Genomic DNA, 15,357 nt, shown 5'->3' on the forward strand with positions numbered 1-15,357 from the left:
CGCTCGCGTCGACCCCGCGGGGTCGACGCGCCGCGCTCGGCGCGTCAGCGCACGGTGAAGTCGATCGGGAGCTTGACGGGGCCGTGGTTGCCGGAGTCGGGCAGCCACTCGTCGCCGCCCGGGCAGCTCACATCGGTGATGGCCTGCGCCAGCATCGGCAGCGCCACGCTCATGTCGGCGCGCGCGATGTAGTGCCCGAGGCACTTGTGGATCCCGCCGCCGAAGGTGTGATGCTGCTTGCGGCTCGGGATCTGGATGTCGATGTCGGGATCGGGGTAGGCCTCGGGATCGGTGCCGCTCGACATCGTGAACAGATGCACGGTCGTGCCCTTGGCGATGTGGAGACCGTTGAACTCGAAGTCCTCGTTCGCCTCCCGGGTCACCCAGCGCGTGGTCGGGTTGACGCGCAGCGCCTCCTCGAGCGCGGGACGGGTGAGCTCCTTCGGCCGCTCTGCCAGCAGCTCCCACTGCTCGGGATTGCGCATGAAGGTCTGCAGGACGAGGCCGAGCTGATTGCGAGTCGTGTCCATGCCGCCGAAGAGCATGAGCACGAGGGCGTTGCGCAGCTCCTCGCCGCTGAGCGTGTCTCCGTCCTGGGACGATACCTGGAGCAGGGTGGACACCATGTCGTCGCCCGGATCCGCCCGCCGCTCCTCGATGAGCTGCTCGACGAAGTCGTAGAGCTCTTGCACCGCGACGTCGACGCGTGCGATGTCCTCCTTGATCGTCACGCTCAGCGCGTATCCGACCGTGTTCGCCCGCGAGGCGATGAAGGGCCAGTGCTCGTGCGGCAGCCCCATCATCGCGCAGAGCGCACGCGTTGCGAACGGCTCGGAGAAGTCCGCGACGAATTCCACCTGCTCGCCGCGCGCCTGCTTGGCCGTCATGTCGGCGATCAGCTCGGCGGCGATCGCCGCAAACTCCGGTTCGAGCCTGCGCGCGACCCCGGGAGAGAACGCGGGGTTGAGCAACCGGCGGATGCGGTCGTGCTCGTCGCCCTCGAGCACGAGCAGGTTCTTCGCCCACCAGTCGTAGAACACGCCGGAGTGGACGCCGTGGTGATCGGGCCACTTGGCGCTCCCCTGGTTGAGGCTCGCGTGCTTCAGCAGCTCGGTGACCTCCTTGTACCGCAGCACGCCGATCCCGTAGTTGGTCCTCGCGTACCAGCTCGCGCTGCGCGCATCGCGCACCGCCTCGGAGTTCATCGCGAACTCCGGCGATGCGATGTCGAGATACGGCACCGCTTCCGATGCCACCTGTCCGGTCATTCGTACTCCTTCGTCGAATCCGTTCCCGCGTCGTGCTGCAAGCGGTCGATTAGCAAATAAGTTATCTATGAATGTTTTACAAAGCAAGTTATTTCAAGGAAGTTCGGGAAAAATTCTCCAACATTGATATAAAACATTCACTTGAGCAATCTTTAACGCTACACTGGTGCCACACGCCGGATCCAGACGTATCGGATCCGCACGATCACGCAAAGGAGCTGTGATGCCGACTCCCTCGGGCCCGAAGATCGCCATCGTCGGCAGCGGGCCGTCCGGCTGCTACCTCGCGCAGTCCCTGCTGCGCGCTGCACCGGGCTGCGAACTCACGATCTTCGATCGCCTGGTCTCGCCCTTCGGACTCGTGCGCTACGGCGTCGCCGCAGACCATCAGCACACGAAGGCCATCGCGCGGCAGTTCGACCGTCTGTTCCAGCACGAGGCGGTGCGCTTCGCCGGCGACATCGAGATCGGGCGCGATCTCGGTCTCGACGAGCTGCGCGAGCACTTCGACGCGGTGGTGCTGGCCACCGGGCTCTCCGCAGACCGCGGCCTCGGCATTCCGGGCGGTGATCTGCCCGGCGTGGTCGGAGCCGGCGCGCTGACCCGGGTGCTCAACGCGCATCCGGACGCCGGCGCTCTGCTTCCCGCGCTCGGAAGCGATGTCGTGATCATCGGCGCCGGCAACGTGGCGCTCGACGTGCTCCGATTCCTCGTGAAGGGCGCCGACGACTACGCCGACAGCGACGTGGCCGACCCGGCGCTCGACGCGTATCTCGCGGCACCCGCCGCGCGGGTGACGCTCGTGAGCCGATCGAGCGCGGCGCAGTCGAAGGGCGACCCGCAGATGCTGCGCGAGCTGGCGCAGCTGCCTCGGGCGAACTACACGATGATCGGCGACGCGGGATCCGCCACCGAGTCCGCGCTCGATCGAGCCGCGCAGGGGCGCGTCGCCGCGATCGGCGAGATGACCGCCGCAGAGCGCCCCACGAGTCCGGGGCCCGACGTCGCCCTCCGTTTCGGCTGGTCGCCCGTGCGCGTGCTCGGCGCCGAGCGTGTGGAGGGCGTCGAGCTCGCCCGGGGCGACGAACAGGTCGTGGTATCCGCGACCTCCGTCGTGACGGCGATCGGATTCGCCTCGACGGGGGGCGATGCGCTCGCGCGCCTCATCTCCGATCTGGAGGCCGACCCCGGGACCGGACGCATCGAGGCCGGCCTCTATCGTGCGGGGTGGGCCCAGCGCGGGCCGCGCGGCGCGATCCCGGAGAATCGCACGTACGCGAAGCTCGTCGCCGATGAGATCGCGGCCGATCTGCGCTCCGGCGCGCTCGCCCTGCATCCCGAGCGGCGGGGATTCGCCGGCCTGCCCGGCTCCGTGCGCACGCGCGCCGTCGGCTACGACCAGTGGCTCGCGCTCGACGCGCACGAGCGCGCGCTCGCCCCCGAGGGGCGGGTGCGCCGCAAACTTCCCGACCACGAACGGATGGCCGCCATCGCCCGCGGGGCGGCGGAGTCCGAGCGATGACCACACTCGACGAGAGGACACCCCCTGTGAAGTTCACCATTCTGTACGGCACCGAATCCGGCAATGCGGAGCTCATCGCCGAGGATCTCGGCGCCGCGCTGAGCGAGCAGCACGACGACGTCGCGGTGCACGATCTGCAGCAGACCGATCCCGGATCACTCTCGCCGGACACCTTCTACCTGATCGTCTGTTCCACCCACGGCGAGGGCGATCTGCCGAACTCGGCGATCCCGTTCGCCGAGGCGTTCGACGCGACTCCCCCGGACCTCACCGGGGTGCGGTACGCCATGTTCGGCCTCGGCGACACCTTCTACGAGGAGACCTACAGCCAGGGCAGCGAGCACATCGATCGCCGCTTCGCGGCGCAGGGCGCCGAGCGGGTGGGCGAGTACGGCCGGCACGACGCCTCGTCGTGGGAGCTCGGCAGCGACGCTGCGCTCGAGTGGCTGCCCGGCGTGCTCGAGTCCGCCGCGATCCCGGCCTGACGCCCCGCCGCGGGGAGGCACCGCACCCCGTCATCCTGCGCGAAGGCGAGGAACGAGCCGCACCCCGTCATCCTGCGCGAAGGCGAGGAACGAGCCGCAGTCGCTGTGAGTCTTGGGGTGGCTGGTCTGGGACTGGCTGGCAGGGTAGATATCGGCCGTTACTTCCCTGAGTGTGTGGCTCTCTCAGTCGCTGACCCCGGCCCGTTGTTGTGATCGGGTGGGTGTCTGGATCCTGATTTGTCCACCCTGTGGGCGGAGGCGCGGTCGGTGCTGCCCTGCCCACTCCAATGACTTGATCAGAAGAACGCCCGCCCCGGGTGAGAAGGGGTGTGGCTCGTCACAGTGTTGTCTTGGCGTGAATTTTCCCCAGGTCAGCACCGGCCGCGTGACGGTCGGTACCGATCCTTTGGAAGAAAGACACCACCGCCATGACTATTGTCGCGCATCAGCATCCGTATGTGATTGGGGTCGATACCCACGCCCGTACGCACACCTACGCGGTCCTGTCCCCGCTCGGGGAACTCCTGGACATCGCCCAGTTCCCGACGACGACCGCGGGGATGCAACGAGCAATCTCGTGGGGTGCGCGCCGCACTGGTGGTGATCTCGACACGCTCTGGGTGATCGAAGGCACCGCTTCCTATGGCGCACGATTGGTGATGCTCGTCGCGAGCACCGGATACGAAGTCGTGGAAGCGCCGGTGACGCCTGGGCGGGTGCGGGCCGGGAAAGGGAAATCGGATCCGTTCGATGCCCGCCAGATCGCGGCTGCCGCACTCCCGCTGCAGGAGATAGAGTTGCGTCGTCCTCGGGCCGGGCACGGGTATCGTCTGGCATTGCGTGTGCTATTGACCGCGAGAGATGATCTCACGCACGAGCACACGCAGAAGATGAATGCGCTCACGGCATTGCTGCGAGTGCATGATCTCGGCATCGATGCCCGCCGCCCACTCACACGTACCCAGGTCGCACAGATCGCGAAGTGGCGATGTCGCTCGGAAGAGATCGCGCTGCAGATCGCGCGTGCAGAAGCTGTTCGGCTTGCGAAACGATTGAGCGAGCTCGCGTTGGAGATCCGTTCAAACCAAGACCAGATCCATACCCTGCTCCAGGCCACACCAGCGAGCGAGTTGCTCGAGATCACAGGAATCGGTCCCATCGGGGCGGCCGTGATCTACACGGCCTGGTCGCATCAGGGGCGGGTTCGTTCGGAAGCATCGTTCGCGGCACTGGCGGGGGTGTCCCCGGTTCCCGCGTCGTCGGGGAACACCGTCCGGCACCGATTGAACCGCGGCGGGGATCGGAGAGTGAACCGGGCACTACATCTCGCCGCGGTCACCAGAGCGCGTTGCGACGAAGAAACCAAAGCATATATTGCGAAACGGACCGCGCAAGGACGCACCCCGAAAGAGATTCGCCGCTGCCTGAAACGCTACCTCGCACGCCGCGTCTACAAGATCCTCAACGCAGCAACAACACCCCCGACCCCGAATTGACAAACATAGAAGAATCAGGATCCACACGCCTGGATCCTGCGACTCGCAAGCTCACGCAGGATGACCGGAAACCCGCTCCGCTCACCCGCGGGCGCGCGCGACGAGTGCCTCGAAGAGGCGAGCCCGGTCCTGCGTGTCTGCCTGCGGCTCCTCGGGATGCCACTGAACGCCCAGCACCCAGCTCGCCTCACGGTGCTCGGTGCCCTCGACGATGCCATCGTGAGCGCGGGCCGTCGCCCGCAACGCGGGAGCCACTTCGGCCACGGCCTGGTGGTGGCCGTTGCGCACCGTGACGTCGGTGCGGCCCAGGATCCGCGCGATCTCGGAGCCGGGCTGCAGCCGCACCCGCTCGTCGATGAACAGCGGCTCCCCGACGCCGCCGTGGTGCATCTCCCAGTCGGCGATGTCGGGGATCAGGGTGCCCCCGAACGCCACGTTGAGCAGTTGCGAGCCGCGGCAGATCGCCAGTGTCGGCAGATCTCTGCGCACGGACTCCCGGATCAGGTCGAGGCAGTAGTCGTCCCCTCGGCGGTCGACGCCGTAGAGGTTCGCCGGCACGGGCCCATCGTACGCGTAGCAGGCGACATCCACGTCGCCTCCGCCGAGGAACACGATCCCCCGCGCGTCGGCGAACACCTCGTCGGAGGCGGCGAGTCGCTCTGCCGCCGAATCGACCAGCCGGGGCCGTCCGCCGGCCTCGCGCACCGCCGCGAAGGCGATCCTCGTGAACTCGTCCTGCAGATCGTGCGCCCCGCGGTCCATCCCGGGGAAGGTGAGCGACACCACCATCGGGATCAGCGGCCCGTTCGGGTCCTCTGCCTCAGGCGTCAGGAAGGGTGCGGGATCCACGGCGAGGTCGGCCATCGGAAGTCCTTTCGGGTGCGGTGCGATGTGCACGGGATTCGGGTGACGGAGCAGGAGTCCCGCTGCGCTGCTACGCCGGGTGCGTAGCAGCGCAGCGGGACTCCTGTCTGCCGGGTGCGACGAGACTCTCGGGATCAGCCCACGGCCGTCGTCGTCTTGATCGGACCGCTCGCGTCGCCGGCCGGCGCGTCGCCGCGCTGGTAGGCCTTCGAGGCGAGCATGTAGATCCAGCCGACCGCGATCACACCGACGGTGGTCATGATCAGCAGGTAGTCCTCGGCCCAGCCGCCACCGGTCTCGCGCGGCCAGATGATATTGGCCACCGCGGCGACACCCCAGATCAGCGCCAGGATGTTGACCGGGTAGGCCCAGGCTCCGAGACGGAACTTTCCGGCAGGCTTCCATCCGAGCACCCGGGCGCGCAGCGCCGCGAGCACCACCATCTGGAAGCCGATGTAGATGCCGACGGTACCGAATCCGACCATCGCGGTCAGCGCGTCCTCGAGCATCAGCGAGAGCACGACCACGGCCGCGGGGAAAAACGCTGCCGTGAGCAGCGCATTGCTGGGCACGTGACGCTTCTCATTGAAGCGGGCGAGGAAATTCGATGCCGGGAGGAAGCCGTCGCGCGCCATCGAGTAGACGAGACGGCTCGCCGCGGCCTGCAGGCTCGTGATGCACGAGATGAACGCGATCACCACGATGAGCATGACGATCGGGAACACGGGCCCGAAGGCACTCTGCAGCGCCTCGCCGATCGGGTCGGCGACGTCGCCGCTCGCGACGGCGGCGAAGTCGGGAACCGCGAACACGAGCGAGAAGACGAGCACGTTCGCCGCGAATCCGCCGATGTAGAGCGTCATCCGCATGGCCTTGGGTACGCGAGCGCTCGGATCCTTGATCTCCTCGGCCACGTCGCCGTTCGCCTCGAAGCCGTAGTAGGCGAACATGCCGATGAGCGCAGCGGCCGCGAAGGCGCCGAAGTACCCGCCCGGAGCGTTGTCGCCGATGCCCTGGTTGTCGAAGACGACCGACCAGTCCTGCTTGCGGTGGAAGATCAGCAGGTACAGGCTGATGCCGACCGCGCCGATCATCTCGGCGGTGAGACCGATCGTGGCCGCGAGGCTCAGCACACGAGTGCCGGAGAAGTTCAGGATCGTGGCGATCACGAGCGTGCCGAGGGCGATCAGCACGGTGCCGCCGGCACCGACTCCTCCGCCGAAGATCGAGGCGACGAACGGCGCGGCGCCGTAGGCCACAGCGGCGAGCGTGCCCACCAGTGCCACGACGTAGATCCAGCCGTTCATCCAGGCCCACTTGCGACCCCAGAGACGGCGCGACCAGGGGTAGACCCCGCCCGCCACCGGATAGTTCGACACCACCTCTCCGAAGATCAGCGCGACGAGGAACTGGCCGACGAGTGCGATCACGAGGGCCCAGGCCATGGGCGGACCCGCCTGGCCGAGCGAGATCGCGAACATCGAGTAGACGCCCGCGATCGGAGAGAGATAGGTGAAGCCGAGCGAAACGTTGCCCCAGAAGCTCATCTCGCGCTTGAAGGTCGTGTCGTAGGAGTAGCCGAGCGACGCGAGGTGTGCCGCGTCCTCGTCGTGCTCCACGACGTCGTTGTTGTGTGACATGGTCGTTGGTACTCCCTTGTACATCCGCCAGTGGAACGGGTGCTCGATGCCGAGCACCGCACATACAACCTACATCTAGATGTTTTTCTCAGGCAAGTGTTTACTTGAATCCTGCGAAGAGAATTGCCAAATCAGCTTTTCATTCATGCATATGTAAATGAATTATTTCAGCGAGATGTCGAATGACGGTCGCGTCCGCCCGGGCGCACAGCAGCGCGGCGGGGCCCGGCGCCCGCGGCACCCGGCCCCGCCGCGCGGAGACACTCGAGTTCAGAGCATCACGTAGAACTTCTCGAGCGCCTCCGTGATCTCCCAGGTGCCCTTCCACCCGGCGGGGAACGAGGCGACGCTCCCCGGAAGCAGCTCGACCGGCTCTCCCCCGTCCTCCGTCGCGACGAGGCGCCCCTTGAGCACGTGGATCACCTCGCCCATGTCGACGAAGTTCCACTCCGACACTCCCGGCTCGCAGCGCCAGAAGCCGGTGTGCACACCCTTCTCGGCGTCGCTCGTGAACTCTTCGAGCCACGTGCGCGTGGGCCCGGTCGTCGAGGTGCCGAGCGGCGCCTCCAGATCTCCGGCCTCGGGGATTCGATCGAAGACCTCTGCCACCACTGCATGCTGCGTCACTGCAACCTCCTCAGATGCGGTCGACCATCGACGCGCACGAGATGACCTTACCCGCAACCTCAGACGGTCGTGAACACCTTACTGGTGATGCGCCACTCGCCGCCCCGCCGGATCAGCCCGAAGAAGTTGCGGAAGTCGGCTCCCAGGAAGCCCCGCTCGTCGAGTACCGCACTGGCGACGTCGCCGACGATCTCGATGCTGTGGATCTCGGAGGAGTACCCGCTTCCCGCAGGCTGCGCGGTGCCCACGACGTTCGCGGCGAAGTCGGCGCCGCTCATCGTGACGTAGTCCGCACCCAGATACCCCCACATGACCGCGTGGTCGTCGAAGGCGTCGCGCACGCGCTCCGCATCGGCCGCCGCGCAACCGTCGACGTATTTCTGGACCGCGGCTCTCACTGCTTCGTGCATGACGCCATGATAGCCGAGAAGAATCTACGATTGGAGAAATATACGACCACACCCGATCTCCGAGCGGGCGCGTGCTTATTGGTCATACTGCCAGTAGACTGGCGCTCACCCACTATCCCCGCAGGATCATAAGGAGCACCGATGACGACGTGGCGCATGCCCATCGAAGGACACGAGCAGGAGCGGCTCTGGCTCGCGTGGCCGACGAGCGGCTACACGCTCGGCGACACGGAGGCCGAGGTCGAGGAGGCGCGCACCACATGGGCGGCCGTCGCGAATGCGGCCAGTGAGTTCGAGGCCGTCACCGTGGTCGTGAACCCCGGCGATGAGGGCATTGCGGCACAGTACCTCTCGGCGCAGATCGACCGCATCACCGCGCCCCTCGACGACGCCTGGATGCGCGACATCGGACCGAGCTTCGTGATCGGCGACGACGGCCGGCTCGGTGCGGTGAACTTCGTCTTCAACGGCTGGGGCGCTCAGGACTGGGCCAGCTGGGAGCACGACCAGCACATCGGCCGCATCGTCGCCGAGGCCGCCGGAGCGGAGCTGATCGACTCGGAGATGACGAACGAGGGCGGCGGCATCCAGGTCGACGGCACCGGGCACGTCATCCTCACGAAGACCGTGCAGCTCGATCCGGGCCGCAACCCCGGGTGGACCGAAGAGCGGGTGGAGGCCGAGCTGGCCCGCACGATCGGCACCACGAGCGCGATGTGGCTGCCCCGCGGCCTCACCCGCGACCACGACACCTTCGGTACCCGCGGCCACTCCGACATCCTCGCCGCGTTCGCGTCGCCCGAGGTGCTGCTCATGCACCGGCAGGACGCCGAATCCCACCCCGATCATCTGATCGCGCAGACCAACCGCGCGGTGGCGGAGCGGTACCGCGCGGACACCGCCTCGAGCTTCGAGATCCTCGATCTCCCCGCGCCGACGACACTGCGCGACGAAGAGGGCTTCGTCGACTACAGCTACATCAATCACGTCGTGCTCAACGGCGCGGTGCTGGCCTGCGCGTTCGACGACCCGGCCGACGACCAGGCCCTCGCCACCCTGCGCGAGGTGTATCCCGGACGCCGGGTGATCGGGATCGACGCGCGCCCGCTGTTCGCCCGCGGCGGCGGGATCCACTGCATCACCCAGCAGCAGCCGAAGGTCGGCTGAGCCGCACCGTCGCCCGGGGGCCTTGCCAGCACTTCGCACGCACACTCCCGCACGGTTCACGCCTGCGGGAGTGTGCGTTTCTGCCACAGGCGACGACAACGCTTCATGCCAGGATGGCCTCATACTCCGCTCCATCGACAGAGCGGCTGCATCGGCACCCGAACACTAAGGAACCCGCATGTCCCACGAGACCCTCTCTCCCGAGCTCGAGGCCGTCGTCGCGCGCGCCGCCGCGGCAGCTCCCGCGTTCGCCGCGACCAGCCCCGAAGACCGCGCCCGCGCGATCGTCGCCGTCGCCGATGCGCTCGAAACCGCGAAGAGCGACCTCGTCACCATCGGCATCCGCGAGACCGGCCTCACCGAAGCCCGCCTCTCCAGCGAGGTCACCCGCACCGCCGTGCAGCTGCGCCTCTTCGCAGACACCCTCGTCGACGGCGGCTACCTCGACGCCCGCATCGATCCCGCAGACCCCGACTTCGCCCTCGGCGTGCGCCCCGACATCCGCCGCACCCACCTGCCCCTCGGCCCGGTCATCAACTTCTCGGCCTCCAACTTCCCCTTCGCGTTCTCCGTCATGGGCGGCGACTCCGCCGCGATCCTCGCCGCCGGCTGCCCCCTGATCGTCAAAGCCCACTCCGGCCACCCCGAACTCTCCGACGCGACCGCCGAGGTCGCCGCGACCGCCCTCGCCGCCGCCGGCATGCCCGACGGCGTGTTCCACCTCATCCACGGCCGCGAAGCCGGCGTCGCCGTCCTCAAGGATCCCCGCATCAAAGCGGGCGCCTTCACCGGCTCCATCACCGTCGGCCGCCTCCTCGCCGACATCGCCGCGAACCGCCCCGCCCCCATCCCGTTCTACGGCGAACTCGGCAGCGTCAACCCCGTCTTCATCACCGCCGGCGCCATCGCCGAACGCGCCGACGTGATCGCGAGCGGCTACCTCACCAGCGTCTCAGGCTCCGCCGGACAGCTCTGCACCAAACCCGGCTTCGCCTTCATCCCCGCAGGATCCGCCCTCCCCGAGGCGATCCGCGCCGCAGCCGACGAACTCCCCGAGCACCGCCTCCTCGACCCCCGCATCGCGCGAAGCTTCGCCGAGCGCCGCGACGCGATCCTCGCCTCCCCCGGCGTGCGCCCCGTCATCGACGGCGGCATCCGCTTCGACGAGCACGGGCACGGCTGGGCCACCCCCACCATCGTCGCCGTCTCCCTCGACGACTTCCGCCACAGCAAGGAAGCCCTCGTCGAAGAAGCCTTCGGCCCCCTCTCCATCCTCGTCGAAACCCCCGCCGACACCGACCACGCCGCCCTCATGCCCGAGTTCACCGAAGGCAACCTCACCGGCACCCTCCACCTCAGCGCAGACGAAGCCACCGGCGACACCCCCAACGCCGCCGAACTGCACGCCCTCGTCGACGCCCTCGCCCAGCAAGTCGGACGCGTCCTCTTCAACGGCTGGTCCACCGGCGTCGCCGTCACCCCCGCACAACAACACGGCGGCCCCTGGCCCGCCACCACCAACGACTCCAGCACCTCCGTCGGCACCGCCGCCATCACCCGATTCCTCCGCCCCGTCGCCTACCAGAACGCCCCCACCGCATTCCTCCCCGCACCCCTCCGCGACGACAACCCCCTCAGCGTGCCACAATCCATCGCACCCGCCGGAGAATCCAAGAGCTGGGGACACCGCTGGCACTGACACGCCCCGCTGAAAATCACTGCGGAAATCCGCTCGACGGCTCTATGCTGAGGCTATGAAGAAGACACTTGCGGTTCTGGGCCTGCTGGCGACCGCGCTCCTCGGACTGTCCGCATGCGCCGCCGCGGCCAGCACCGATCTCGTCGGCGTCTGGGGCGACCCGGAGAACGAGGGCAGCCCGTCGCTGGAGTTCACCGCGGGCGCCGACGACGCCGAGGGCGAGTACAGCGGCACCGACGGCTGCAATCGCGTCGGCGGCGCCTACACGGTGAGCGGCACCACCGTCGATCTCGGCATGATGCGCTCGACCCTCATGTTCTGCGAGGGCGTCGACACCTGGCTCTCCGAGGCGCGCACAGCGACGCTCGAGGGAGATGCGCTGGCCTTCCTCGACGAGGACGGCCAGCAGATCGGAACGCTCGCGCGCCAGAGCGGCTCCTAGGACGTCCCGGCCGGTCGAGCGAGCGCAGCTAGCGGTTCTTGAAGTATCGGAAGAGGTGCGTCTCTCGAGTCGCCGCGAGCGCCAGGCCCGATCCGAGGAATGCGAACACGGCAGCCGGGGCGATGATGCGCAGGCCGAGGACGGCCGCTGACGGAGCATCCGCCGGGATCCCGCTCGCGGCGAACGCGGCGGCGGCCATTCCCGAGAACACCACCGCGGGCGCGACCCAGGAGAGCACTTCGAGCCCTGAGATGCACGCGAGATCGGTCTTTTTCATTCCGGCGTGCATCGCGGACGCGAGCTGGAGCCTTCGCGTTCGCATCGCGACGCAGCCGAGCCCGAGGGCGGTCGCGCCCGCAGCGCCGGCCGCGAAGCGGGTGATCCGCTGCTCGAATCGTTCCGCGCCGTCGAATGCTCGTCCGAGCGAGGGGTTGAGCTGCGCCAGCGCTGGAGGCTCCGCGTTCTCGCCTCCGCTCGCGAGGGTGGTCTGCATGAGCGCGGGGATCTCATCCGAGGTCGGCCAGACGTCCACCCAGCACTCGTCGAACCGGCCGTTCGAGCCGGCCGGCGCCAGGGCGGCATACCCGAAGCCCGAACGTCTGCCGTCCGAGGGATACTCGTAGACGCCGGCCACTGCGACGGGTGCGGAGTACCTCGCAGGGAACTCCTCGCCCGACTCGACGCCCAGCGCGTTCGCGGCGTCCCGGGAGAGGTAGACGCCGGCCGCATCGTCACGCTGCGGATCGAGCAGGTCGGGGAAGCCGCCGGTGACCTCGAACAGCGGAATCGTCGAGGATGGGAGCGTGGACGCGGCGATCCCGGTCTCCATGGATCTGACGGCGCCGCTCGCACGCGCGTTGGGAACCGTCGCAAGCGCATCGCATGCAGCACCGTCGATGCGCCCCGGGGCGGTGATGGTCATGATCGAGGCCCCGGACCGTTGATACCGCAGAGCGTCGTCCGAGATGGTGCGTACCGCGAGGAGTTCCGCGGCGACCAGGCCCGTCGTCACGATAGAGAGCAGCGAGGCCAGCAGCACCGTGCGCGCGGTCCCGGACGCGATGTTCCGGCCGGCCTCGCGAAGGATCGCACGCAGCCTCACGGTCCGGCATCCCGAGACGGGGCGACCTGATACTTCCGGAGGTCCACGATGTCGGTGCAGGCGTCGCGCGTCCGCTCATCGTGCGTCGCCACGACGACGATCGTGTCTTCGGCGGAGATCCGCGCGAGCGAGTCGTTCACCTCACGTGCTGTGGCGAGGTCGAGCTGCGCCGTCGGTTCGTCGACGAGCAGCAGTGCCGGCTCGCAAGCGATGCCGCGCGCGAGCATGAGACGCTGCGCCTCTCCTCCGGAGAGCGCGCTGAACGGCCGACCGGCGACACGCGCGAGCCCGAACCGCTCGAGCAGCAGGCGCGCATCGGCGTCGGCACGGGCCGGCTCCTCACCACGGGCGAGACCCGGAAGCGCGACGTGATCGAGCGCGGTACGGTTCGGAACGCCATGAGGGTTCTGAAACACCCAGGCGACCCTGCCGTCGCCGATCCGCTTGACCGATCCTTCGAGGGGCGCCTCCCATCCGGCGAGCAGGCTGAGCAGCGTGCTCTTGCCCGAGCCCGATGGGCCGGTGAGCGCGTAGACGTGACCGGGGAGGAAGTCCGCAGTCAGCCCCCGGAACAGCCAGTGCCCGTCCCCGAAGCGATGCCCCAGCCGGTACGCGCTCACTCGCATGCTGCGGCTCCGTCCGGCTTCAGCAGCACTTCGGCCGGAGCCTCCTTCACATCGAAGACGATGAAGCTCTGGCCGAGTTCTGAGCCGATGATCCGCACCCGGTAAGGCTTCCCGTCGCGGTCCAGCACGCAGCCGTTCGAATCTTCGACGGCGAAGATCGCGGGAGGCGGGACCACCGCGATCTCGATCGGGTTCTCTAGCGCGAACTTCGCTGAGACCGACGTCGCCGATTCGCCGAGCGCCGCGGTAAACGAGGGAGTGAGGGCGAGCGCTTGCAGCGCCGCCGCATCCGTCACCTCCCCGCTCTCGGAGACCTTCAGGCTCTCACCGTCGATGAGCAGCGAGCGCGCGCCCTCGATGAGGTCCGCCGGCAGGCGTGCGACTGCCGCGCTGGAGAGGGCGCCGGGAGTATCCGCAAGCGCGTCGCCCGGTGCAACGCTCGCCCCGATCGAGACAGTGCAGGTCTTGATCGGCGTGGAGGCGGCCGGAATCCAGAGGACCCTCTCGAGGGGAACGATCGGTTCGGCGAAGTCGGTGTCGCCTGCTCGGTGGATCAGATCCGAGACGGCTGCGATCGCGTCGGGCCACATCGTGCCGTCGGTCGCGACCTCGTAGCCGAGTCGCGCGAGTTCCTGCTGCAGCGCCGTGACATCGGCGCCGGATGCGCCGACCGGGATGTCGCGCCAGAGCGGGACCGACGTCGCGAGGCTCAGCACGGGCCGTCCATCGATTGAGAGCACCGACTCGCCCGAGGCGAGTTCCGATCCCGCGCTGCACACGAAGCGGGTCGCCTTGCCCGCCATCGGCGCCTGGAGCACCCCATCGGCGCCCATCGAGAAACCGACCTCGACGGCGCGGGCGTCGTCGTACTCCCGCTGGATGACAGGGACGGCGGTCACCGTTTCGGCGTCGCGCAGGGTCGAGGGCGTGCCGTGGGCGGAGGAGAGCAGGCCTGCGGTGATCGCCAGTGCAGTGGCGGCCCCCACCGCCGCTGCGACGAGCAGGGTGAGAGCCGAGAGCCCGAGACGTGGGAGTCGTCGCCTCATCCGAAGATCGACCTCCTCCGGCTCACTCGAAGAGCCCCAGAGGATCGGTGGAGCACTCCACGAGATCGTTCCGGCCGTGCCCGCTGAGATACGGGAAGTCTTCCACGGCCTGGTTCTGATCGAAGTCGGTAGCCGAGTACGACGGGTCGACCGCCCCCTTCCTCACCAGGCACGCGGCCATGATGGTGGACTCGTCGAGATTCTCGGGATTCCGCTTCATCCAGTGGTAGAGGGCGTTGATGCCCCCCTCTCCCGATTCCTTGGAGCACTGCTCCACCTGGGCGACACCCTCATCGTCGTTCGATCCCTTGGGAGAGTTGAAGGTGAAACCCCCGTCGTCGCCGAAGTCGATGTCGTAGTGCCCATATGCCGAGAGGCACTCGGTGAAACGGTCGAGCGTCTCAGCATACTCCTGGTCGGTGACCTTCCCGTCCGAGAGCACCTGGCGCTCGAAGTCCGACCCCGCGCGCTCATACATGCTCGAGAACGTCGACGCCCACGGGCCGTCGAACTCGGGGGCGCTTCCCGAGGCCGCGCTCGGGCCCGTTCCCGCGGCGGAGGCGGAGCCTCCGGGATCCACCCCCGAGCACCCGGAGAGGAACAGAACAGCACCGCACACCGCGACCAGCGCGATCCGCACATGCGTCACCGCTGCCCCCTCGCTCTAGCGCGCCTGAGAGCCGTAATTCTTGACGCCGGGGGAGCAGAACGGCTGGTACGAGGTGCTCCTCTTCACAACCCAGGCTGCGTAGCTCGTACCGAAGGAGCCGCTGTTCCAGTGGCGGGCCTGGTTGCAGCGCTGGTTCGTCGCACTGTAGGTGTATGCCGTCGCGCACCCGGCGGCCTCAGCCGGTGCGGCGTCGGAGAGAGTGAACCCGACGACCGCAGTCGACGCGATGGCGATCGCTCCCAGCAATGCACCAATTCGCTTGTTCATGATAATCTCCTTTGATTTTTTGTGTA

General features: G+C 68.0%; 16 protein-coding genes. 6 read left to right on the forward strand and 10 right to left on the reverse strand.

The window, feature by feature from the left end; genetic code table 11:
• Positions 1–44 precede the first annotated feature (44 nt).
• Positions 45–1,268 (reverse strand): cytochrome P450, encoded by a 1,224-nt coding sequence (locus tag EVS81_RS03515; RefSeq protein WP_130109158.1) that lies wholly within the window; start codon positions 1,266–1,268, stop codon positions 45–47.
• 223 nt (positions 1,269–1,491) lie between these two features.
• Here EVS81_RS03515 and EVS81_RS03520 point away from each other — a divergent pair, with 223 nt between their 5' ends.
• From EVS81_RS03520 to EVS81_RS03530, 3 genes are all read left to right on the forward strand, one after another.
• On the forward strand, positions 1,492–2,790 hold the full coding sequence (locus EVS81_RS03520) for an FAD-dependent oxidoreductase (protein WP_130109159.1): 1,299 nt from the start codon (positions 1,492–1,494) through the stop codon (positions 2,788–2,790).
• Between the two features lie 26 nt (positions 2,791–2,816).
• Complete coding sequence (locus EVS81_RS03525; protein WP_130109160.1) at positions 2,817–3,275, forward strand: flavodoxin domain-containing protein; 459 nt, start codon at positions 2,817–2,819, stop codon at positions 3,273–3,275.
• 428 nt (positions 3,276–3,703) lie between these two features.
• Positions 3,704–4,771 (forward strand): IS110 family RNA-guided transposase, encoded by a 1,068-nt coding sequence (locus EVS81_RS03530; protein WP_130109161.1) that lies wholly within the window; start codon positions 3,704–3,706, stop codon positions 4,769–4,771.
• A gap of 81 nt (positions 4,772–4,852) precedes the next feature.
• On the opposite strand, the gene EVS81_RS03535 is transcribed toward EVS81_RS03530, so the two are convergent.
• The 4 genes from EVS81_RS03535 to EVS81_RS03550 form a co-directional block, all read right to left on the reverse strand.
• Positions 4,853–5,635, reverse strand: a complete 783-nt coding sequence (locus EVS81_RS03535; RefSeq protein WP_130109162.1) for a gamma-glutamyl-gamma-aminobutyrate hydrolase family protein — start codon at positions 5,633–5,635, stop codon at positions 4,853–4,855.
• A 134-nt stretch (positions 5,636–5,769) separates the two neighbouring features.
• A complete protein-coding gene (locus EVS81_RS03540) occupies positions 5,770–7,275 on the reverse strand; it encodes an APC family permease (protein WP_130109163.1) in 1,506 nt (501 codons plus the stop codon).
• 270 nt (positions 7,276–7,545) lie between these two features.
• Positions 7,546–7,902, reverse strand: coding sequence for a cupin domain-containing protein (locus tag EVS81_RS03545; protein WP_130109164.1), 357 nt, complete (start codon positions 7,900–7,902; stop codon positions 7,546–7,548).
• 59 nt (positions 7,903–7,961) lie between these two features.
• Entirely contained in the window at positions 7,962–8,312 is a 351-nt protein-coding gene (locus EVS81_RS03550; RefSeq protein ID WP_130109165.1) for a nuclear transport factor 2 family protein, read from the reverse strand.
• Positions 8,313–8,453: 141 nt separating this feature from the next.
• Between EVS81_RS03550 and EVS81_RS03555 the strand changes: the two genes are divergently transcribed.
• From EVS81_RS03555 to EVS81_RS03565, 3 genes are all read left to right on the forward strand, one after another.
• On the forward strand, positions 8,454–9,479 hold the full coding sequence (locus EVS81_RS03555; protein WP_130109166.1) for an agmatine deiminase family protein: 1,026 nt from the start codon (positions 8,454–8,456) through the stop codon (positions 9,477–9,479).
• A gap of 178 nt (positions 9,480–9,657) precedes the next feature.
• Positions 9,658–11,178 (forward strand): aldehyde dehydrogenase (NADP(+)), encoded by a 1,521-nt coding sequence (locus EVS81_RS03560; RefSeq protein WP_130109167.1) that lies wholly within the window; start codon positions 9,658–9,660, stop codon positions 11,176–11,178.
• Positions 11,179–11,233: 55 nt separating this feature from the next.
• Positions 11,234–11,620, forward strand: coding sequence for an META domain-containing protein (locus EVS81_RS03565; RefSeq protein WP_130109168.1), 387 nt, complete (start codon positions 11,234–11,236; stop codon positions 11,618–11,620).
• A 28-nt stretch (positions 11,621–11,648) separates the two neighbouring features.
• On the opposite strand, the gene EVS81_RS03570 is transcribed toward EVS81_RS03565, so the two are convergent.
• Genes EVS81_RS03570 through EVS81_RS03590 form a run of 5 tightly spaced genes read right to left on the reverse strand, consistent with a single transcriptional unit; the run spans position 11,649 to position 15,331 of the window.
• Positions 11,649–12,722 carry a hypothetical protein gene (locus EVS81_RS03570; RefSeq protein ID WP_130109169.1) on the reverse strand — a complete coding sequence of 358 codons (1,074 nt, stop codon included), beginning with the start codon at positions 12,720–12,722 and terminating at the stop codon, positions 11,649–11,651.
• Positions 12,719–13,348 carry an ATP-binding cassette domain-containing protein gene (locus EVS81_RS03575; RefSeq protein WP_130109170.1) on the reverse strand — a complete coding sequence of 210 codons (630 nt, stop codon included), beginning with the start codon at positions 13,346–13,348 and terminating at the stop codon, positions 12,719–12,721. The genes EVS81_RS03570 and EVS81_RS03575 overlap by 4 nt, the downstream gene beginning before the upstream one ends.
• Complete coding sequence (locus EVS81_RS03580; protein WP_130109171.1) at positions 13,339–14,394, reverse strand: peptidoglycan-binding domain-containing protein; 1,056 nt, start codon at positions 14,392–14,394, stop codon at positions 13,339–13,341. Before EVS81_RS03580 ends, EVS81_RS03575 begins: the two co-directional genes overlap by 10 nt.
• A gap of 22 nt (positions 14,395–14,416) precedes the next feature.
• Positions 14,417–15,043 carry a hypothetical protein gene (locus tag EVS81_RS03585; RefSeq protein WP_130109172.1) on the reverse strand — a complete coding sequence of 209 codons (627 nt, stop codon included), beginning with the start codon at positions 15,041–15,043 and terminating at the stop codon, positions 14,417–14,419.
• Positions 15,044–15,058: 15 nt separating this feature from the next.
• Positions 15,059–15,331 (reverse strand): hypothetical protein, encoded by a 273-nt coding sequence (locus EVS81_RS03590; protein ID WP_130109173.1) that lies wholly within the window; start codon positions 15,329–15,331, stop codon positions 15,059–15,061.
• Positions 15,332–15,357 lie beyond the last annotated feature (26 nt).

This window comes from Leucobacter triazinivorans (assembly GCF_004208635.1).
Taxonomy (GTDB): domain Bacteria; phylum Actinomycetota; class Actinomycetes; order Actinomycetales; family Microbacteriaceae; genus Leucobacter; species Leucobacter triazinivorans.

Coding starts and splice junctions, on each gene's coding strand:
- EVS81_RS03565 (WP_130109168.1), top strand. CDS start 11,234: ATGAAGAAGACACTTGCGGTTCTGGGCCTGCTGGCGACCGCGCTCCTC.
- EVS81_RS03560 (WP_130109167.1), top strand. CDS start 9,658: ATGTCCCACGAGACCCTCTCTCCCGAGCTCGAGGCCGTCGTCGCGCGC.
- EVS81_RS03520 (WP_130109159.1), top strand. CDS start 1,492: ATGCCGACTCCCTCGGGCCCGAAGATCGCCATCGTCGGCAGCGGGCCG.
- EVS81_RS03535 (WP_130109162.1), bottom strand. CDS start 5,635: ATGGCCGACCTCGCCGTGGATCCCGCACCCTTCCTGACGCCTGAGGCA.
- EVS81_RS03550 (WP_130109165.1), bottom strand. CDS start 8,312: ATGCACGAAGCAGTGAGAGCCGCGGTCCAGAAATACGTCGACGGTTGC.
- EVS81_RS03580 (WP_130109171.1), bottom strand. CDS start 14,394: ATGAGGCGACGACTCCCACGTCTCGGGCTCTCGGCTCTCACCCTGCTC.
- EVS81_RS03590 (WP_130109173.1), bottom strand. CDS start 15,331: ATGAACAAGCGAATTGGTGCATTGCTGGGAGCGATCGCCATCGCGTCG.
- EVS81_RS03530 (WP_130109161.1), top strand. CDS start 3,704: ATGACTATTGTCGCGCATCAGCATCCGTATGTGATTGGGGTCGATACC.
- EVS81_RS03575 (WP_130109170.1), bottom strand. CDS start 13,348: ATGCGAGTGAGCGCGTACCGGCTGGGGCATCGCTTCGGGGACGGGCAC.
- EVS81_RS03555 (WP_130109166.1), top strand. CDS start 8,454: ATGACGACGTGGCGCATGCCCATCGAAGGACACGAGCAGGAGCGGCTC.
- EVS81_RS03540 (WP_130109163.1), bottom strand. CDS start 7,275: ATGTCACACAACAACGACGTCGTGGAGCACGACGAGGACGCGGCACAC.
- EVS81_RS03515 (WP_130109158.1), bottom strand. CDS start 1,268: ATGACCGGACAGGTGGCATCGGAAGCGGTGCCGTATCTCGACATCGCA.